This is a genomic window from Actinomycetota bacterium (assembly GCA_030774015.1).
GTDB lineage: Bacteria > Actinomycetota > UBA4738 > UBA4738 > JACQTL01 > JALYLZ01.
Window position 1 is genome coordinate 1 of the sequence record JALYLZ010000049.1, and the last position, 18,627, is coordinate 18,627.

Here is an 18,627-nt window from a genome sequence, read left to right on the forward strand (position 1 = left end):
TGAGCCGACTCCCGCCTGGAGGCGGGAGTCCGAGTCGCCCTGTGGGAGAATCGGCCTGCACGGGCGGGTCGCGGAAAGGCCCGCGCGGGCAGGGCATCATCACGAAGACGAAGAGAAGCGCACCACCCTGAAGACGAAGAAGAGAAGTGAGGACATGAGCGACGAACCGAAGATCAGCGCGGAGCAGGTGAAGGCCCTTCGGGATGCCACCGGCGCCGGCATGATGGACTGCAAGCGAGCCCTCCAGGAGACCGGAGGGGACAAGACGAAGGCGACCGAGTGGCTCCGCCAGAAGGGCCTCGACTCGGCCAAGAAGCGTGCCGGGCGGAGCGCCGGCGAGGGCGTCATCGACAGCTACATCCACTTCAACGCCCGCGTGGGTGTCCTGGTCGAGGTCAACTGCGAGACGGACTTCGTGGCCAACACCGGCGAGTTCCGGCAGCTGGCCAGGGACGTGGCGCTGCACATCGCGAGCGCCCGGCCCCGGTGGCTGACCCGCGACGAGGTGCCCCAGCAGGTCCTCGACGCCGAGCGCCGGGTGTATGAAGGGCAGGCCCGCGAGGAGGGCAAGCCCGACAACGTCGTGGAAAAGATGGTCACCGGCAAGCTGGAGGGGTTCTTCAAGGAGAACGTGCTCGTCGACCAGCCCTTCATCAAGGACACCGCCAAGACGGTGGGGGAGCTGGTCGAGGAGGCCTCCGGCAAGCTCGGGGAGAAGGTCGCCGTACGCCGGTTCGCCCGGTTCCAGCTGGGCGAAGACCTCGACTAGCGAAGGGACGTCCCCGTGCGCGAGCAGAGTGTGAGCGAGCCGACCGACGAGGCCCGCTCGCTCTCCGTGCCCTCCTCCGATCCGCTCGAGGAGGGCACCTCGCTCGGGGTGCCCGCATATCGCCGGGTCCTGCTCAAGGTCTCGGGCGACGCGTTCGCGCCACCGGACCGCGGCTACGGGATCTCGCCCGACGCCACCCGTCTGCTGGCCCGGCAGCTCCAGGAAGTCGCCGAGCTGGGGGTCGAGATGGCCGTCGTGGTGGGCGGCGGGAACATCTGGCGGGGTCGCGACGCGCCGGGCATCGACCGTTCCCGTGCCGACTACATGGGGATGCTGGCCACCGTCATGAACGCGCTCGCGCTCCAGGACGCCCTGGAGAAGCTGGGCGTGGTGACGCGGGTCCAGACCGCGATCCACATGGCGCAGATCGCGGAGCCCTACATCCCGCTGCGGGCCATCCGGCACCTGGAGAAGGGGCGCACGGTCATCTTCGCCGCCGGCATCGGCGCGCCGTACTTCTCGACCGACACCACGGCGGCGCAGCGGGCGCTCGAGATCAAGGCCGAGGCCATCCTGAAGGGCACCAAGGTCGACGGGGTCTACGACGCCGATCCCAACCGGGAGCCCGGCGCGCACCGCTTCCAGACGATCGGCTACACGGAGTTCCTGACCCGCGGCCTCCAGGTGATGGACGCCACGGCCATCTCGCTGTGCCGCGAGAACGGCCTTCCCATCATCGTGTTCAACTTCCGGCAGGCGGGCAACATCAAACGCGTCCTGCTGGGGGAGCGCGTCGGGACGGTGGTGAACGCGGGGGTGCCGGTGTGACGGTCGAAGCGGCGCTCGACGACTCCCGCAAGAAGATGAAAGCGGCGATCTCGGTCCTGCGCGAGGAGCTCACGGGGATCCGCACCGGACGGGCCACGCCGGCCATCCTGTCCCGGATCACGTTCGACTACCACGGCACCCCGCTGCCCATCAAGGACATGGCGTCCATGTCGGTGCCGGAGCCGCGGCTGCTGGTGATCCAGCCCTTCGACCGCAACGCGATTGGTGCCATGGAGAAGGCGATCCAGTCCTCCGACCTCGGTCTGCAGCCGTCCAACGACGGCAACGTGATCCGCTTGGCGTTCCCTCCGCTCACCGAGGAGCGCCGCCGGGACCTCATCAAGGTGGTCCGGGAACGCGCGGAGGAGGCTCGCGTGGCCGTCCGCAACGTTCGGCGGCACCACAAAGAAGAGCTCGAAGGGCTTGAGCGCGAGCACACGATCTCGGAAGATGAGCTGCGCCGGGCGGAGAAGGAGCTCCAGAAGCTGACGGACCAGTTCGTCGGCGAGGTCGATGAGGTCGTGGCCAACAAGGAGAAGGAACTGATGGAGGTCTAGTGCCTGACGACAGCGAGGGGCGCGCGCGCAAGCCCGACGATCTGTTCGAGGATCTCGACAAGTTCTTCGCCCCCATCCGCGACGTCGACTGGCCGGAGGAGGGCGAGGAAGCCCAGGAGGGCCAGGAAGGCCGGACCGCGGAGGGAGACGACGCCACCTCGTCCGATCGGCCCCAGGACGTGACCGTCCCCGCCGAGACCGTCCAGGCCGAGACCGTCCAGCGCGAGTCGGTTCAGCGCGAGACGGTTCAGCCGGCCCTCGACGAGTCCGCTCCGCCAGCCGCTGACCCCAGCCAGTACCTCGGCCAGCCCACCCAGGAGATGAGCGGCGAGGACTGGGAGGACCTCCGGACGCGGTTCGGCCCCGATCGGCCCTTGGACGTGGAACCGGGTCCCCAGGGCGAAGGCGAGGCCGAGCCCTACTCCTTCCTGGACCAGTTCCTGCCCCGGGAAGGCGAGGAGGCTCGCCCGGAGGGCCCGGCCGCGGTGGCGCCGCGACCGGAGCCGCCCGCACCGGAGCCGCCCGCACCGGAGCCGCCCGCACCGGAAGAGTCCCTCGCGCCCGAGCTCGCCGCTCCCGACGACGCCGGGCCCGAAGCCGGACACGGCACCGGGCAACCTCCCATCACCATCGACGACCTGCGCAAGGCCCCCGATCAGTACCGGGACCTTCCCCCGCCCCTGGGCGAGGACGAGGAATCCGCCGAGGAGCCAGCCGGCGTGGCGGCCGGGCCCATGGGCGAGGAGGAGCCGCCGCCGGGTGGCGTCGAGGCGGCGGCGGAGCACTTCGCCGAATCCATCCGCCAGTCCGGCGAGCTCCCGGTGATCGAGCCGGAGCACTTCGAGCCCGCGGTCCCCGGCCCCGGAGAGGACGATCTCCTGGGGGACCTGGATCAGGAGCCCCGGCAGCCCCGCACGATCCGGGTGGGGGTCTCCGACACGGTCGGGCCGAGCTGGCAGGAGCCGACGTCGGAGGAGGTCCTCGGCGAGGGCGAGGCCGAGACGGCGCGGGGCGGGCGCAACATCCCGCTGGCGTTCCTGTCCGGTGTGGTGCTCGCGGTGATCGGCGTGGGCTCCATCGCCATCAGCAAGGCAGCGTTCGCCGTGGTGGCCACCATCGTCGTCCTGCTGGCCCAGCTGGAGCTGTACACGGCGCTGCGGCGCCGCCACTTCCAGCCCGCGGTGCCCCTGGGACTGGTGTTCGGGGCACTGACCATGGCCGCGGCCTACCTGAAGGGCCCCGAGGCCATGCTGGCCATGGCCGCCCTCGCGGTGATGTTCACGTTCCTGTGGTTCATGGCCGTCCCCACCTCCCAGCGCAAGAACGTCCTGGCGAACGTGGGACTCACGCTGTTCCCGTACTTCTACGTGGCGGTGCTGGCCGGGTACGTCGTGATCATCCTGGCCCTCAGCAAGGCGCTGGTCCTGTCGGTGCTGGCCCTGGCGGTGGGCTACGACGTCGCGGCGTTCGCCATCGGAAGCCTGTGGGGCAGCCGGCCCCTCGCTCCCTCCATCAGCCCCCGGAAGTCCTGGGAGGGCGCCATCGGCGCCACGCTGGTGCTGCTGCTGGTCTCCGTGGCCGTGCTGGCCTCCATCGACCCGATTTCCACGGTGGGCCGGGCCGTGGGCCTGGCCATCGTGGCCTCGATCTTCGCGCCTATCGGCGACCTGGCCGAGTCGCTGCTGAAGCGGGACCTGGGGGTCAAGGACATCGGCACGATCATGCCCGGCCACGGGGGCGCCCTGGACCGGATCGACTCGATCCTGTTCGTCGCGCCCGCCGCCTTCTACTTCATCCGCATCTTCTTCTAGGCCCGCCGCGACCCGAGGGCCGTTCAGACGTAACAAAACCGGTACGTACGGTTGCCCTCGAAAGGCTGGTTCGCGGGGTAACCTGGATGGCGATGCGCTCGCTCGCGATCCTCGGCTCGACCGGATCGATCGGGACGCAGGCGCTGGACGTGGTCCGGCGCAACCCCGACCGGTTCAGGGTGGTGGCCCTGTGCGCCGGCTCAAGCCACGAGCTGCTGGTGGGCCAGATCCGCGAGTTCATGCCCCCGCTCGTGGCGGTGGCCGACGAGGTCGCCGCGGCCGAGCTGAAGTTCAAGCTGGCCGGCCTGCGGGCCGTCGAGATCCTGTCGGGACCCGAGGCCGCCCAGACCCTGGCCCGCGAGAGCGAGGCTGACATGGTCCTGAACGCCATGGTCGGAGCGGTGGGTCTGTCCTCCACGCTCGCGGCGCTCCAGTCCGGAAAGATGCTCGCCCTCGCCAACAAGGAATCGCTCATCGTGGGCGGCGAGCTGGTCATGGACCTGGTGAAGGGGGAACCCGAGCGGCTGGTGCCGGTGGACTCGGAGCACGCCGCGCTGGCGCAGTGCCTCCGGGGCGAGCGGCGGGACGACCTCCGCCGGGTCATCATCACCGGCTCGGGCGGCCCGTTCCGCGGATGGAGCCGCGAGGAGCTGTCGAAGGCCTCCGTGAAGGAGGCGCTGGCCCACCCCACGTGGAGCATGGGCCCCAAGATCACCATCGACTCCGCCACGCTCATGAACAAGGGCCTGGAGGTCATCGAGGCCCACTACCTGTTCGACCTGCCTTATTCGGCCATCGACGTGGTGATCCACCCGCAGAGCGTGGTGCACGGGATCGCGGAGTTCCGGGACGGCAGCATGATCGCCCAGCTGGGCGTGCCGGACATGCGCCTGCCCATCCAGCTGGCACTGGCCTGGCCCGAGCGCCTTCCCTCCGGCGTGGAGCCGTTCCGGCTGGCCGATCCCTCGAAGCCCGCGCAGCTGACCTTCGAGCCGGTGGACCGGGAGTCCTTCCCTGCCCTGAACCTGGCCTACCGCGTGGGTCGCCTCGGGCGCACCTTCCCCGCTGTGATGAACGCGGCGAACGAGGTTGCGGTGATGGCCTTCCTGGACGGCAAGATCCCGCTGACGCGGGTGAGCGAGGTCGTGGCGGCCGTGGTGGAAGAGCACGAGCCGGCCACCGTGGTCTCCGTGGTCAGCCTGGACCGGGCGGATTCGTGGGCTCGCCAGCGCGCCGCCGAGGTCGCCGCGGAGCTCTGATCGAGGACCCCTGATGTCGGGAAGCCTGGGCATCGGCATCTTCGTCGTCGCCATCCTGGTGGTGATCCTGGTCCACGAGGCCGCCCACTTCGGCATGGCAAAGCTGTTCCGGATCAAGGTGGAGGAGTTCTTCATCGGGTTCGGGCCCAGGCTGTGGTCGTTCCGGCGAGGCGAGACGGAGTACGGGATCAAGGCCATCCCCGCCGGCGGCTACGTCCGGATCGCCGGGATGAACCCGTACGAGGAACCCACGCCGGAGGAGTATCCGCGCACGTTCGGGGCCAAGCCCATCTGGCAGCGCGCCCTGGTCATCTTCGCCGGGCCCGCCACGCACTTCGTGATCGCGCTGTTCGTGCTCGCGGCCTACTTTCTGTTCATCGGGTCGCCCACCAGGTTCGCGCCGGTGATCGACGGAGTGGTGGCGAGACTGAACGGTGCGCCGTCACCTGCGCGCGCGGCCGGCCTCCAGCCAGGGGACGTCGTACTCAGCGTGGACGGGATCGAGCACATCGCCTGCACACCGGACGGGTGCAACCAACTCGTGAATTACACGAGCCAGCGGGCCGGGCAAACGCTGACGATGGTCGTCCAGCGAGGCGACCGGCGCATCACCCTGCACGTCACACCGGTCCGGGTGAAAACGCAAGGGCAGGAGGTGGGGCGAATCGGCGTCGAGGTGGGTGGAGGCCCCATCCTGGCCCGTGACCGGCCGGGACTTGCCACGGCTGTCGCCACGGCGGGAACCGACGTCGGCAAGACCACCGTGGAGGTGGTGAAGAGCCTGGGCCGCGTGTTCGGTCCCCAGGGGCTCGGCCGTATCTTCGACCTCCTGTTCGGCGGTGCCCAGCGCAAGGCCACGGACGTGACCAGCGTGGTGGGGGTGGCCCGGGCCGCCGGCCAGGCCACCTCCTCGGGAGCGTTCGACGTGCTGTTCCTGTTGCTCGCCGGCATCAACGTCTTCGTGGGGGTGCTGAACCTGATCCCGCTGCCGCCGTTCGACGGGGGGCACCTCGCGGTGCTGGCCGTGGAGAAGGTCCGCGGCAAGAAGGTGGACATGCGCAAGCTGGTCCCGCTCACGGCGGTGGTGGCGGCGTTCCTGGTGCTGTTCATGGTGAGCGTGCTGTACCTGGACATCTTCAAGCCGCTCCCGAACCTGTTCCGCTAGCGCAAACGTGCTGGTACCGGCCGCGCCAGCACAGGATCTCCACATCTCGGTCGCTTGAGCGGAATGACCCCGGGCTACGATCAGGTGACCGTGACCGAACGAACCGTGCTCGTCGTGGACGACGAGGAAGCCATCGCCGAGGCCGTGCGGGCCCGCCTGCTGTCCGAGGGCTACCGCGTGGTGGTGGCCTCCAACGGCCCCCAGGCCATCGAGGCCACCCGCCGGGAGCGGCCCGACCTGGTGGTGCTGGACCTCATGCTCCCGGGCATGGACGGCCTGGAGGTGTGCCAGGAGATCCAGCGGGACGAATGGGTGCCCGTGCTGATGCTGACGGCCCGGACCGAGGAGGCCGACAAGGTGGCCGGGTTCGCCGTCGGGGCGGACGACTACCTGACCAAGCCGTTCAGCCTCCGCGAGCTGGTGGTCCGGGTCCGGGCCATCCTCCGGCGCAAGGAGCGCATGCAGCAGCCCGCCGGCCACGAGGCCATCTCCCGCGGCGACCTGCTGATCGACCCGGCCCGCCGCCGGGTCACCGTGGGCGGCGAGGAGGTCGGCCTCACGCCGCTCGAGTTCGAGATCCTGTACGCGCTGGCCCGCGACCCCGGCGTCGTGTTCACGCGGGAGCAGCTGATGGAGCGGGTGTGGGGCTACCGGGACTTCGCGGGCGGCCGGGTGGTGGACTCCCACGTCGCCCGAATCCGACGGAAGCTGGGGGAGGACGGCGCCGAGCCCCGGTTCATCCGGACGGTGCACGGGGTCGGGTACGCGCTGAAGGGGTCGCCGTCGTGAGCGAGGGACGGGCCAGGCCCTCCCGGCCCCTGGACCGGCTCCCCAGCATCCGGGCCAAGCTCGGCCTGGTGATCGTGTTCGCCGTCGGGATGACGGTCCTGCTGGTGTACCTGCTCCTCGGCTACGCGCTTCGGAACACCTCGCACGACACCGAGCGGCTCCAGTTGCTGCACACGGCCAGGCTGGCCGCGGAGTCCCGGCTGACGTCCGTCCCCGACGGGGTGACCGTGGTGTTCCTGGGCGCGAACGGCCATCGCTTCTCCGGGGGGCGCCCGGAGGTCACGCCGCCGCGGTACCTCGACGGCCAGGTCCACGAGGGTTCGAGCCGCGGCATCGACTACGTGGCGGTTCCCGTGGTGAAGGACGGCAAGCTGAGCGGCACCGCCTACGCGCTCCGGCCGTCGCCCGGCGAGGGCCTGTTCGGACGGATCGGCGCGACGTTCGGGTTCCTGCGGCGGCTGTGGTGGCAGCTGCTGGCGGGCGGGGCCATCGCCGCCGGCATCGCGCTGCTGCTGGCGCGCCTGCTGGCGATCGGCATGACCAGCCCGCTGCGGGAGATGGCCCGGGCTGCCGGGCAGATGGCCCAGGGCGAGTACGGCGTCCGGGTCGACTCGGACTCCCGGGACGAGGTCGGACAGCTGGCCCGGGTGTTCAACCGGATGAGCGCCGACCTCGAGCAGGTGGAACGGCTTCGCCGCGACCTGGTGGCCAACGTGTCCCACGAGCTGAAGACCCCCATCTCGGCGCTCCGCGCGCACCTGGAGAACCTGCTGGACGGGGTGGAGCAGCCCGACCGGGCCACCATCCAGATCATGCTCCAGCAGTCCGAGCGGCTGTCGCGGCTGGTGGACCAGCTCCTGGACCTGTCCCGCCTGGAGTCCGGCGACATCCCCATGGAGCGACGGGCCGTGGCCCTGCGGCCGCTGGCCGCGGAGGTGGCCTCGGAGGTCGGTGTGGCCCTGGGCGGCCGGGTCCGGATCGAGGTCGCCGTCCCCGAGGGCATCCCGCCGCTGTGGGCCGACCGCGAGCGCGTGCACCAGGTGCTGTTCAACCTGCTCGACAACGCGGTCCGGTTCACTCCACCGGAGGGAGTGGTCAGGGTGTCGGCAGTGCGGCGAGATGACGTCTGCGAGGTGTCCGTGGCCGACACCGGACCGGGCATCCCGCCGGAGCACCTGCCGCTGCTGTTCGAGCGGTTCTACCGGGTGGAATCGGCCCGTTCGCGGGGAGATGGCGGGACGGGCATCGGGCTGGCCATCGCCCGCTCCATCGTGGAGGCGCACGGCGGCCGGATCTGGGCGGAGAGCGAGGTGGGCAGGGGAAGCGTGTTCCGGTTCGAGCTGCCCCTGGCCCCGCCCGAGTCGGTTGGTGAACCGCCCGAGCTGCCGGCAGCCCGCGTTCACGACCCCGTCATGCAGACGACCACAGGAGGAACGACGTGAAGTCCGAGACCACGACCATCGACGTTCAGCCCGCCGAGCGGTTCGCCTACCACGACCTCACGGACGACCTCCGCCGAGCCGTCAAGGACGCTGGGGTCACCGACGGCATGGCGGTGGCGTTCTGTCCCCACACCACGTGCGCCCTGCTCATCAACGAGTGGGAGGACGGCGCCATGCAGGACTTCCGGGCGCGCCTGGAGAACCTGGTCCCCGACGACCTCTACTATGCCCACGACGACCTGGAACGGCGGACCCAGAACCTCCAGGACCCGCACGAGCGCCAGAACGGGCACGCCCACGTCAAGCAGATGCTCCTGTCCACCACCTCCCACGCCATCCCCGTCGCGGCGGGCGAGCCCCTCCTGGGCCGGTGGCAGCGCCTGCTGCTGGTCGAGCTGGACGAGCCGCACGAGCGGCAGGTCCTGTTCCACGTCTTCGGGGCCTGACCGGGATCTTCACCCCATCCGTAGACTGGAAGGCGACATGGCGATCGAACGACGGAAGTCCCGGCAGATCCGCGTGGGGTGGGTCGACGTGGGCGGGGACGCGCCCATCCGCGTGCAGTCCATGACCACCACCAAGACATCGGACGTGAACGCGACGCTCCAGCAGATGGCCTCGCTCGTGGCCGCGGGCGTCGACATCGTCCGGGTGGCGGTTCCGCACTGGGAGGACGCCGAGGCGCTCAAGACCATCGCCGAGCACGCCACCGTCCCCGTGGTGGCGGACATCCACTTCCAGTGGAAGTACGCCATGGCGGCGCTGGAGGCCGGCATCCACGGCCTGCGGATCAACCCCGGCAACATCAAGTACCAGGACAAGGTCAGGCTGATCGCCCACGAGGCCAAGGCGCGCGGCGTGCCGATCCGCATCGGCGTGAACGCCGGCTCGCTGGAGAAGGACCTCCTGGCGAAGTACGGGCGACCCTCGGCGGAGGCCCTGGTGGAGTCGGCGCTGAACGAGGCCCGCATCCTGGAGGACGAGGACTTCACCGACATCAAGATCTCCGTCAAGCATTCGAACCCGATCGAGATGATCCAGGCGTACCGCATGCTCGCCCAGCGGTGCGACTACCCGCTGCACCTGGGCGTCACCGAAGCGGGACCCATGCCGACGGGAGGCGTGAAGAGCGCGGTCGGGATCGGCACGTTGCTGGCAGAAGGCATCGGCGACACCATCCGGGTCTCCCTCACCGACGACCCCGTCGAGGAGGTCAAGGTCGGGAACTGGATCCTCCAGTCCCTGGGGCTGCGCAAGCGGGGGCTGGACCTGGTGGCCTGCCCCTCCTGCGGCCGGGCCGAGGTGAACGTTCTGGCGCTGACCAAGCAGGTGAACGAGGCCCTGGAGGCGAAGGGGCTGAAGGCCCCCATCCGCGTGGCCGTGATGGGCTGTGTGGTCAACGGGCCGGGCGAGGCCCGGGAGGCCGACCTCGGGATCGCCGCCGGCAACGGCTATGGCCAGCTCATCGTGGACGGCGAGGTCCGCGCGAACCGCATCCCCGAGGCCGAGATCGTGGGCGTCCTGGTGGCCGAGGCCGAGAAGATGGCCGCGGAGCGCGCGCTCGAGGCGGCCGGCGCCGACGCCGAGTAGCGCCGAGCGCCGAGCCGCATGAAGGAACCGGTCCTCGAAACCGAACGCCTGACCCTGCGCGAGCTGCACCCTGGCGACGTCGATGCTCTGTCGGAGGTGCTCGGCGACCCCTGGACCATGCGCTTCTATCCCCACCCGTTCTCCCGGGAGGAGGTCGTGGGCTGGATCGAGCGTGGGCTGGTGTCCTATCGAGCCAACGGGTTCTGGCTGTGGGCCGCGGTGCTGAAGGAAACGGGCCAGGTCATCGGAGACACCGGCCTCACCATCCAGACCGTCGACGGCGAGGACCTCGTCGAGGTGGGGTGGCACGTCCACCGCCGCTTCCAGCGCCAGGGCCTGGCCACCGAGGCCGGCCGGGCCTCCATCGACCACGGCTTCGGCACGCTGGGGCTCGACCGGATCATCTCCCTGATCCGGCCGGAGAACGTCCCCTCCTGGAAGGTGGCGGAGAAGCTCGGCATGCACGTGTGGAAGGAGACCGACCGCGCGCACCTCCGGCATCGCGTGTACCTGCTGGAGCGAGCGGACTGGGAGGCGTCCTCGCCCGGATCTCGCTCACGGTGAAATGCCCGCCGGGGAACCGGCCTCCGGTGGCAGGACCTCCATCCCGTCGCCGGACGTCCTAGAGGTCGCGCACGATCTGGACGGCCGGCCGGCCGGTGGCCCGGATCGCACCGACAGCGGCGAGGACGACGGCGCCGAGTGTCACCGCCGCCACGAGCCCCAGATAGGCCCACGGGACGAACAGATGCTCGGGCGGCGGGTCGAAGACCCCCGTCAGGATCTTCACCAGCACGAAGGAGACGCCCCAGCCGGCCAGCGCACCGAGCACGAGGCCGCCCGCCGTGACGAAGGCCGCCTCGCTCCACACGAACGCCGCGAGCTGCCCGGTTCGGGCCCCCAGGGCCGAGGCGATGGCGAACGTTCGCTGCCGCTCCGCCAGGCCCAGGGCTAGCACCAGGCCCGACGCCGCCGCCGCCAGCACGAACGCGAACCCCAGTTCCAGCCTGGTCAGCCCGGACAGGTCGATCGCCGTGAGGCCCGACCGCGTGATCCTGAGCTGGGTCACGACGTCCCGGACCGTGGCCCCCGAGGACGAACCGAGGAGGTGGCGGACCTCCCCGGCCACCGCCGGCGGGGAGCCCGAGGTGCGGACCAGCAGCGTCTGGAACGCCGGAGATCCCGTGGCCTTCGCCACGTACGAGGCGTTCGCCACCAGGAAGGAGTCGCTGGGGGCCGTGGGAAACTCCCGCACGATGCCTACGTAGTGGAACGGCACCACGTGGTAGGCGTGGTCGCTCCCGAACTGGAGGCGCAGCCGCAGCAGGTCGCCCGGCTGGAGCTGGAAGTCGTGGACCGTCTCGTCGGAGACCAGGACCGCGTCGGGCCGGGCGGCCAGCTGGGCCAGAACCCCCGCCGCGTGGCCTCCGGCGAAGAACGCGTCGGACATCGGCGTGGCCTGCCCGACGGCGGAGGGGTCGATGCCGTACAGGTCCTGAAGGTCGTTGCCCACGTACGCAAACCGGTGCTGCATGGGCTGCGCGGCTGCCACCACGGGGAGCCCCGCGACGGTCTGGGTCAGGTTCTGCGGCAGACCGGTTTCCGCTGCGGTCGTGACGGTCACATCGGCGCCGTTGGTGAGCTGGGCGTCGACCCGCGACTGCGCGGTGTACGTGGAGTTGAACACCGCCGTAGACACGGCGAAGGAGCCGGTGAGGGCCATGATCATGAGCCCGCGAGACAACAGTCGGCGCTGGCGGGACATCGAGGCCGCGACGACGCCGGAGAGGCCGTGGGCCACCGGCCGCGAGATGCGCGCGATGGCCTTCCTGCCCCTCACCAGCGTCCCGCTCGACAATCGCCAGGCGAACAGGGCGGACCCCACCCACAGCAGCAGGGGCGCCAGGAACGTGAAGTAGCTGACCGAGATGGTGGGAACGCCCTCGGGGGCCAGGACGACCCGGTAGCCGCTCCGCTCCACCTGCCAGAACAGGAGCCCCGCCCCGGCCAGGCACGCCACGTCGAGGTAGACCCGGGCCCACAGCGGCCGCCTGGCCACCCCGACCGACGCGCGGGCCTCTCGCACCGTGATGGACCGGGCGTCACGCCATGCCGGCACGAGCACGGCGAGGAACGCGAGGACGAGCCCGGCGATGGCGGCGATCACCACCCACAGCAGCGCCTGCGCGGAGGTGCCCCCGAACCGGATCGAGCCGAATGCCAGCGATCCGGCCAGGGCGGCGGCACCCAGCCCGGCCGCCACGCCCACAACGCCGACCAGCCCGGCTTCCACCGCTGACAGGGCGAGGATGGTCTTCGGCCGAGCGCCCCGGATGCGCAGGAGGGCCTGCTCGGCCCGGCGCCGTTCCCCGCCGGCCGCCCCGATCACCCACGTCAGCAGCGCGGCCAGGACGGCGCCCGGCACCCCCAGGAACAGGAACAGGAGCTGCGCATAGAGCGCGTCCTGGCGGGCCGCGTCGAGCTGGGCCCCGAGGTTGTTCCCCACCGTCGCCCCGCCCGCCAGCCGGGCCTCGAGGTTCCGGGCCCGGGCCAGCAGGTCGTCGAACGCGGCCGCCGGATCGGGCGGGAGGGCGGGGGAGAGATCCACGTGGTACTGAAGACGAACGGCCGACGGGTTCGAGCGGGCCACGGGGTCGAACAGGCGATGCCACTCCGCGGCGGGCAGGAGGAGGACGTTGTCCGGGGGAGCCTGCGGGGCCGACCCGGCCGGCGTGCCGATGGCCTGGAACAGCGAGTCCGCGGCGGGAAGGTCCACGATCCCGTCGACCCTCAGCAGGGCGGGGTTCGTGCCGGGGCGGCCCACGGCGACTTCGGAACCCACCCCGGCGTGGAGGTTCGCCGCGGTCTGCTGGGCCAGGAGCACGCCGTCTTGGGCGCCCACCAGGAATCGGATCTCGCCGGGAAACGCGCTGGCGTACCCGGCCGGGAGCCCCAGGACCTTGCCGGGCCCGGTGGTCTGCACGCTGCCACCCGTCTTCGCCTTGAACCCGGTGGTGTCGGCGAACCCGACCGGGAGGCTCCGCACGACCCCCTGCGCCGAGGCGATGACACGGCCGGCCTTCACCGGATCCGTTCCGGGCGTCAGCTGGACCTGCCAGTCGACGGGGACCCCCATCGCGGCGCGCTCGGTCATCTGCGCCTTGCTCGCCGCGAAGAACGTCCCCAGGGACCCCAGGAACGCCACGGCCAGGGCCACGCCGAGGGCGGTCCCGGCCAGGCGGGCCGGTCGCCGGCGGACCAGGCCCCACAGCCAGGTCAGCGCGAGCGTGCGACCACCCCCGTGTCCAGCTGTCCGTCCTGGAGGCTCCACCGGAGCGGAAGCCGCTCGGCCACGGTTCGGTCGTGGGTCGCTACCAGCAGCGCGGCGCCCAGGGCCCCGGCCCGCCCGAGCATCTCGTCGACGACCCGTTGCCCCGTCCCGCGGTCTTGCTGGCCGGTCGGCTCGTCCGCGAGGATGATCCTGGGCCTGCCCACCAGGGCCCGGGCCACCGAGGCCCGCTGGGCCTGCCCCCCGGAGAGCTCCTCCGGGAGCTTGCTGGCCACGGCGGCGAGGTCGAGCCGCTCGATCATGGCGGCGGCCTGCCCGAGGGCGTCCTCCTCAGCCACGCCGGCGAGCAGGAGCGGCAGGGCCACGTTCTCCAGGACGGTGAGGGGCGGAAGCAGGCTCGGCCCCTGGAAGGAGAACGAGACCAGGCCGGGTCGAAGCGAGGACGCCGGTCCCAGCGCCGGCCATTCGATGGTCCCGGTCGTGGGCCGGTCCAAAGCTGCGATGAGGTGCAACAGGGTGGACTTCCCGCTTCCCGAGGGGCCCACCACGGCGATGTGGTCTCCGGGGTGCACCTCGAAGGTGGCCTCCCGGAGGGCAGACACCGGCGCGGACCCCGATCCGAACGTCCGGGAAAGGCCCGACCCGTGGACCAGAAGGTCACCCATCGAGCACCCGTCCGTCCGAGAGCCGGACCACGCGGGTGGCGCCGCCGGCCACCCGCTCGCTGTGGGTCACCACGACGACCGCCCCGCCGTCGGCGGCCCGGGCCTGGAGGAGCCCCAGCAGCGACGCCTCGGTCGCCGCGTCGACCTCGCCGGTCGGTTCGTCTGCCAGCAGGACGGGGGATCGTTGGCCAGGGCGATGGCCAGCCCGGCCCGGGCGGCCTCACCGCCGGAGAGCGTGCTGGGGCGGGCCCCGGATCGCTGCGCCAGCCCGACCCGCTCCAGCAGGTCCTCGGGATCGGGCCGCCGCTCTCGAGGTCCCATCCGCTGGGCCATCCGGACGTTCTGGGCCACCGTCAGGTGCTCGAGCAGGTTGCCGGACTGGAGGAGGATGCCGATCCATCGCGCCCGCAGGGCAGCTCGGACGTTCTCCGCTCGCCGGGTCATCCGGCGTCCGGCAACAGCGACGTGGCCCCCGTCCGGCTCATCCAGCCCGGCCAGACAGGAGAGCAGGGTCGATTTCCCGCTGCCGGAGGGGCCGACCACGGCCACCAGTTGGCCCCGTCGCACCGTCACGGACACACCGCGGAGGGCGAAGGTCTCGTCGTCCCCCGCGTGGTAGAAGCGGTACAGCTCCCGGGCCTCCAACAGTGGGGCGCCCTCGGACGCCTCTACGTCCACCGGAAGCTCTGAGCGACCAGCCGCCACGGGTCCACGTTGTCCGCGCCCACCGGGCCGGACAGGATCAGGTCCGCCTCCTCGCCCGTGTGGAAGAAGTCGAAGCGGACCACCTCCAGGCGGTACTGCTTGCCGGTCACGTCGTTGGGGGCGCTGTTCTCGCCATACGTGAGGACCACCGCGCTGCCATTGGGCAGGGACACGTCGATCGGGTTCGTGCTGTAGGGGATGGTGCAGGTCGGGGCGCAGCTCAGGACGTTCCCCAGGAGGAACGCGCGCTCCGTCGCCTGGAGCGAGGGGACCTGCCGCGCCTTCACGCTCGACACCGTGGGGGCCGAGGACGCGGGCGACCAGGTCACGGTCACGGTGTTCAGCTTGTCGGTGAAGGAGACGGCGGACGCCGTCGTGGTCCGGGACCACCCCTCCGGGACCTTCACCAGGAAGTGGCCCTTGGGAGAGCGGTACGGCACGAACTGGGTGCTGTCGGGGATGTCGCCCGGCGGGTTGCTCTCGGCCGGGACCGGCGATTCCGACGGAACCGCCGACTCGCTCGATCCGGGACTGTGGGGGGACGAGCCCGACGTCGTCGCCGGGATGCTGGCGCCGGGCTGGCTGGCTCCGGTGCCTCCGGTCAGACCGGTCACTCCGGTCAAGGCCGACGAGCCACCGGCGCAGGCCGACAGGAGGACGGCGACCCCAAGCAGCACGAGCAGGATGGCGTGGGTGCGGCTGCTGGTTGGCATGGTGGGCTCCTGGTCGTGGGGCATCAGGTGCCTGTGTACCTCCGGTTCGATGAGAGAACGGTGAGAATGGCGGCAGGGAGCCCGAACTCTCATCGTTCCTTCATCATTGGCTCACGACACTGACGGTCGTCGAAGGACCCAGGGGCGCAGGGAGCGCTGGTGCGGATTCTCATCGCGGAGGACGAGGTGAAGATGGCCCGGGCCATCCGGCGGGGCCTGGAGCACGAGGGGTACGCCGTCGACGTGTCCGGTGACGGCGAGGATGCCCTGTTCCGGGCCACCGAGTACGACTACGACGCCGTCGTGCTCGACGTCATGCTGCCCGCGATGGACGGGTTCACCCTGTGCGAGACGCTCCGGAAGCAGGGCCGATGGGCCCCGGTGCTGATGCTCACGGCCCGGGACGGGGTGGAGGACCGCATCCACGGGCTGGACGCCGGCGCCGACGACTACCTGGTCAAGCCCTTTGCCTTCGCGGAGCTGCTGGCACGGCTCCGTGCACTCCTGCGGCGGGGGGCGACCGAACGGCCCTCGGTGCTCGAAGTGGAGGACGTCGTCCTCGACCCGGCGGCCCACACGGTGACCCGGGCGGGGCGCCCCGTCCCGCTGTCGGCGAGGGAGTTCGCCGTGCTGGAGTTCCTGATGCGCCATCCGGGCGAGGTCCTCGGCCGCGCGCGGATCCTGGAGCACGTGTGGGACTACAACTACAGCGGCTTCTCCAACGTGGTGGACGTCTACGTCGGGTACCTGCGGAAGAAGCTCGAGCACCCGTTCGGGCGGGCCTTCATCCGGACCGTGCGGGGCGTCGGCTACTCGGTCGGTTCGACGTGAGCTTCCCCATCCGGGCCAGGCTGACGGCCTGGTACGTCGTCCTGCTCGCGGCGATCCTGGCGGGGCTGTCCGCCTTCCTGTTGCTCCGCCTCCGCTCGGACCTCGTGGCGGGGGTGGATCGGTCCCTGGACGCACGGGCGGCGCAGATCTCGCTCGGGTACCAGGGCGGCGGAGAGGGAGAGTTCCAGGACATCACCGACGCCACGCTCATCCGGCTTCCTCAGTCGGAGCACGGCGCCCAGATCCTGTCGGCCCGCGGACAGGTCGTGGAGACCTCCGGCGATCCGGTCGCGGAGGCACCGATGCTGGACCAGGCCACGCTGAACCGGGTGCTCGACGGGCAGCGGGTCCGAGTGTCGGCGCCGCTCGGAGCCGACCGTGAGCGATTTCGCCTGCTGGCGGTCCCCGCGCCGAAGCGGCCCCGGAGCGAGGTTCTGGTGGTGGCGACCTCGCTCGATGACGTGGATGGCTCGATCCACCGCCTGCTGGTGCTCCTGCTCACGGCGGGACCGGCCGTCCTTGCCGTCGCGGCCGCGGTCGGGTGGTGGCTGGCCCGGAAGGCGCTCCTGCCGGTGGCCCGGATGACCCAACAGGCGGCGACCATCGGCATCGAGCGGCTGGACGAGCGGATCGCCGTCCCGGCGGTCGAGGACGAGCTGGCCCGCCTGGCTCGGACCCTCAACGCCATGCTCGACCGCTTGGAACGCGGCGTGGAGCGGACCCGCCGGTTCGTCGCGGACGCGTCCCACGAGCTCCGCACCCCCCTCGCGGTGATGCGCTCCGAGCTGGAGGTCAGCCTGCGGTCGGACGACCTGTCCCCGGCGGCGCGGGAGGTCGTCGAGAGCTCGGCCCAGGAGGTGGAGCGGATGGGGCGGCTGGTGGAGAACCTGCTCACGCTGGCCCGGCTGGACGAGCGGAGGCTCCAGCTCCATCGGGTGCCGCTGGACCTCCGCGAGCTGGCCGCGGCCGTGGCCGCCGAGCTCGAGCCGCTGGCCGCTGGAAAGGGGGTCGCGGTCATGGTGGGCGGCCTCGAGGCCGTGGTCGAGGCGGACCGGGAACGGCTCCACCAGGCCGTGAGCAACCTGATGGACAACGCGATCAAGTACACGGGCCGGGGCGGCGAGGTACGCGTCTCCGCGTGGCGGGACGGCGCGGAGGCCGGGATCGCGGTCATCGACACGGGCCGCGGCGTCGACCCGGAGTCGCTTCCCCGGATCTTCGACCGGTTCTTCCGGAGCGACCCGGCCCGCAGCCGGGCCGAGGGCGGGGCCGGGCTGGGCCTGGCCATCTCACGGGAGATCGTCCAGGCCCACGGAGGGAGGATCTGGGCCCGAAGCGAGGTCGGGTCCGGCAGCACCTTCTCCCTCGCGCTCCCGGCCGGCCCCCGCTCGAGGTCCAGCTCGGCCGCCGAGGTTCCCGCCACGCACTGAGCGCCCGCCCTTCTCACCGGCCCGGGATGAAGCGTTGGTGAGAGATCGCCGCGCGTCCTTCGTTCTCACGCTGGTCTCACCGACCCCTCTCTAGGGTCGTGGCGACGAGAGGAGGTGAATGCGAATGCGAAGACTCCTTGCGGCGACCGCGGTGGCCGTCACGCTGGCCCTGGGATTGTGGGTCGCGGTCGGCGCCAGTGCCTCGGCCTCCCGGACCCGTCCGGGCGCACCCGCCCGGCAGGCCCCCGCGTCCAGGGTGCTCTCGGCGAACCATTCGGTGAGCGACGCGAGCTCCGGAACGACCGCCGTCGTCTCCCTGCATTCCGGCCACCCCGGCCCCGTCGGATCGACGGACGAGACCGGAGACCAGAGCGGTGACCAGTCGGAGAGCACCTCCGAATCTGAGAGCGGCTCCGAGAGCGGCGGCGGGACCGAGACGGACACGCACCAGGACCCGGCGGGTCAGGACGTGAACCACGAGTGCCCGCCGAGCTGCGACACGGCGAACGGGGAAAAGCCCTGATGTAGCTGGGGAGCGACGATCCCCGAGATGACGAGGGGCGGCCACCACTGGCCGTCCCTCCGCCGTCGCGGTGGGCAATCGGCCGGAGCCGTGGTTTGATCCCTCCCGCCATGCGGTGCTCCAACTGCGGCTTCGACAACCCCGAGGGGTTCCGGTTCTGTGGATCCTGCGGGGCGTCCCTGGTCCTCACGTGTCCCAACTGCGGCGCGGAGGTGCCGCCCGGGATGCGGTTCTGCGGCACCTGCGGGCATGCCATCGAGG

At 71.3% G+C, this 18,627-nt stretch carries 17 protein-coding genes and 1 pseudogene; 14 read left to right on the forward strand and 4 right to left on the reverse strand.

The window, feature by feature from the left end:
• Nucleotides 1–154 precede the first annotated feature (154 nt).
• The 11 genes from tsf to M3Q23_05005 all read left to right on the forward strand — a co-directional run bounded on the left by tsf (nucleotide 155) and on the right by M3Q23_05005 (nucleotide 10,774).
• Nucleotides 155–769, forward strand: a complete 615-nt coding sequence (gene tsf / locus M3Q23_04955) for a translation elongation factor Ts (GenBank protein MDP9341456.1) — start codon at nucleotides 155–157, stop codon at nucleotides 767–769.
• A 66-nt stretch (nucleotides 770–835) separates the two neighbouring features.
• The gene (gene pyrH, locus M3Q23_04960; protein ID MDP9341457.1) at nucleotides 836–1,597 is read left to right on the forward strand and encodes a UMP kinase; all 762 of its coding nucleotides are present in this window, start codon (nucleotides 836–838) and stop codon (nucleotides 1,595–1,597) included.
• A complete protein-coding gene (gene frr / locus M3Q23_04965) occupies nucleotides 1,594–2,154 on the forward strand; it encodes a ribosome recycling factor (protein MDP9341458.1) in 561 nt (186 codons plus the stop codon). The genes pyrH and frr overlap by 4 nt, the downstream gene beginning before the upstream one ends.
• Complete coding sequence (locus M3Q23_04970) at nucleotides 2,154–3,965, forward strand: phosphatidate cytidylyltransferase (protein ID MDP9341459.1); 1,812 nt, start codon at nucleotides 2,154–2,156, stop codon at nucleotides 3,963–3,965. The genes frr and M3Q23_04970 overlap by 1 nt, the downstream gene beginning before the upstream one ends.
• A 92-nt stretch (nucleotides 3,966–4,057) precedes the next feature.
• Nucleotides 4,058–5,224 (forward strand): 1-deoxy-D-xylulose-5-phosphate reductoisomerase, encoded by a 1,167-nt coding sequence (locus M3Q23_04975; GenBank protein ID MDP9341460.1) that lies wholly within the window; start codon nucleotides 4,058–4,060, stop codon nucleotides 5,222–5,224.
• A gap of 13 nt (nucleotides 5,225–5,237) precedes the next feature.
• Nucleotides 5,238–6,389: an RIP metalloprotease gene (locus M3Q23_04980; GenBank protein ID MDP9341461.1), complete on the forward strand. Its 1,152-nt coding sequence runs from the start codon at nucleotides 5,238–5,240 to the stop codon at nucleotides 6,387–6,389.
• Between the two features lie 63 nt (nucleotides 6,390–6,452).
• On the forward strand, nucleotides 6,453–7,178 hold the full coding sequence (locus M3Q23_04985) for a response regulator transcription factor (GenBank protein MDP9341462.1): 726 nt from the start codon (nucleotides 6,453–6,455) through the stop codon (nucleotides 7,176–7,178).
• Nucleotides 7,175–8,620 (forward strand): ATP-binding protein, encoded by a 1,446-nt coding sequence (locus tag M3Q23_04990; GenBank protein ID MDP9341463.1) that lies wholly within the window; start codon nucleotides 7,175–7,177, stop codon nucleotides 8,618–8,620. The genes M3Q23_04985 and M3Q23_04990 overlap by 4 nt, the downstream gene beginning before the upstream one ends.
• A complete protein-coding gene (locus tag M3Q23_04995; GenBank protein MDP9341464.1) occupies nucleotides 8,617–9,066 on the forward strand; it encodes a secondary thiamine-phosphate synthase enzyme YjbQ in 450 nt (149 codons plus the stop codon). Before M3Q23_04990 ends, M3Q23_04995 begins: the two co-directional genes overlap by 4 nt.
• A gap of 37 nt (nucleotides 9,067–9,103) precedes the next feature.
• On the forward strand, nucleotides 9,104–10,210 hold the full coding sequence (gene ispG / locus M3Q23_05000) for a flavodoxin-dependent (E)-4-hydroxy-3-methylbut-2-enyl-diphosphate synthase (GenBank protein MDP9341465.1): 1,107 nt from the start codon (nucleotides 9,104–9,106) through the stop codon (nucleotides 10,208–10,210).
• 18 nt (nucleotides 10,211–10,228) lie between these two features.
• Nucleotides 10,229–10,774 carry a GNAT family N-acetyltransferase gene (locus tag M3Q23_05005; protein MDP9341466.1) on the forward strand — a complete coding sequence of 182 codons (546 nt, stop codon included), beginning with the start codon at nucleotides 10,229–10,231 and terminating at the stop codon, nucleotides 10,772–10,774.
• Between the two features lie 58 nt (nucleotides 10,775–10,832).
• Here M3Q23_05005 and M3Q23_05010 read toward each other — a convergent pair whose 3' ends face one another.
• The 4 genes and pseudogenes from M3Q23_05010 to M3Q23_05025 all read right to left on the reverse strand — a co-directional run bounded on the left by M3Q23_05010 (nucleotide 10,833) and on the right by M3Q23_05025 (nucleotide 15,582).
• Nucleotides 10,833–13,541, reverse strand: coding sequence for an FtsX-like permease family protein (locus M3Q23_05010; protein MDP9341467.1), 2,709 nt, complete (start codon nucleotides 13,539–13,541; stop codon nucleotides 10,833–10,835).
• A complete protein-coding gene (locus tag M3Q23_05015; protein ID MDP9341468.1) occupies nucleotides 13,487–14,164 on the reverse strand; it encodes an ATP-binding cassette domain-containing protein in 678 nt (225 codons plus the stop codon). Before M3Q23_05015 ends, M3Q23_05010 begins: the two co-directional genes overlap by 55 nt.
• A pseudogene (locus tag M3Q23_05020) lies at nucleotides 14,157–14,842 on the reverse strand (ABC transporter ATP-binding protein). Before M3Q23_05020 ends, M3Q23_05015 begins: the two are co-directional and overlap by 8 nt.
• Entirely contained in the window at nucleotides 14,833–15,582 is a 750-nt protein-coding gene (locus tag M3Q23_05025) for a hypothetical protein (GenBank protein ID MDP9341469.1), read from the reverse strand. The pseudogene M3Q23_05020 and the gene M3Q23_05025 overlap by 10 nt, the downstream one beginning before the upstream one ends.
• 159 nt (nucleotides 15,583–15,741) lie before the next feature.
• Between M3Q23_05025 and M3Q23_05030 the strand changes: the two genes are divergently transcribed.
• The 3 genes from M3Q23_05030 to M3Q23_05040 all read left to right on the forward strand — a co-directional run bounded on the left by M3Q23_05030 (nucleotide 15,742) and on the right by M3Q23_05040 (nucleotide 18,366).
• Entirely contained in the window at nucleotides 15,742–16,413 is a 672-nt protein-coding gene (locus tag M3Q23_05030) for a response regulator transcription factor (protein MDP9341470.1), read from the forward strand.
• The gene (locus M3Q23_05035; GenBank protein MDP9341471.1) at nucleotides 16,410–17,843 is read left to right on the forward strand and encodes a heavy metal sensor histidine kinase; all 1,434 of its coding nucleotides are present in this window, start codon (nucleotides 16,410–16,412) and stop codon (nucleotides 17,841–17,843) included. Before M3Q23_05030 ends, M3Q23_05035 begins: the two co-directional genes overlap by 4 nt.
• A 124-nt stretch (nucleotides 17,844–17,967) precedes the next feature.
• The gene (locus M3Q23_05040) at nucleotides 17,968–18,366 is read left to right on the forward strand and encodes a hypothetical protein (GenBank protein MDP9341472.1); all 399 of its coding nucleotides are present in this window, start codon (nucleotides 17,968–17,970) and stop codon (nucleotides 18,364–18,366) included.
• Nucleotides 18,367–18,627: the final 261 nt, after the last annotated feature.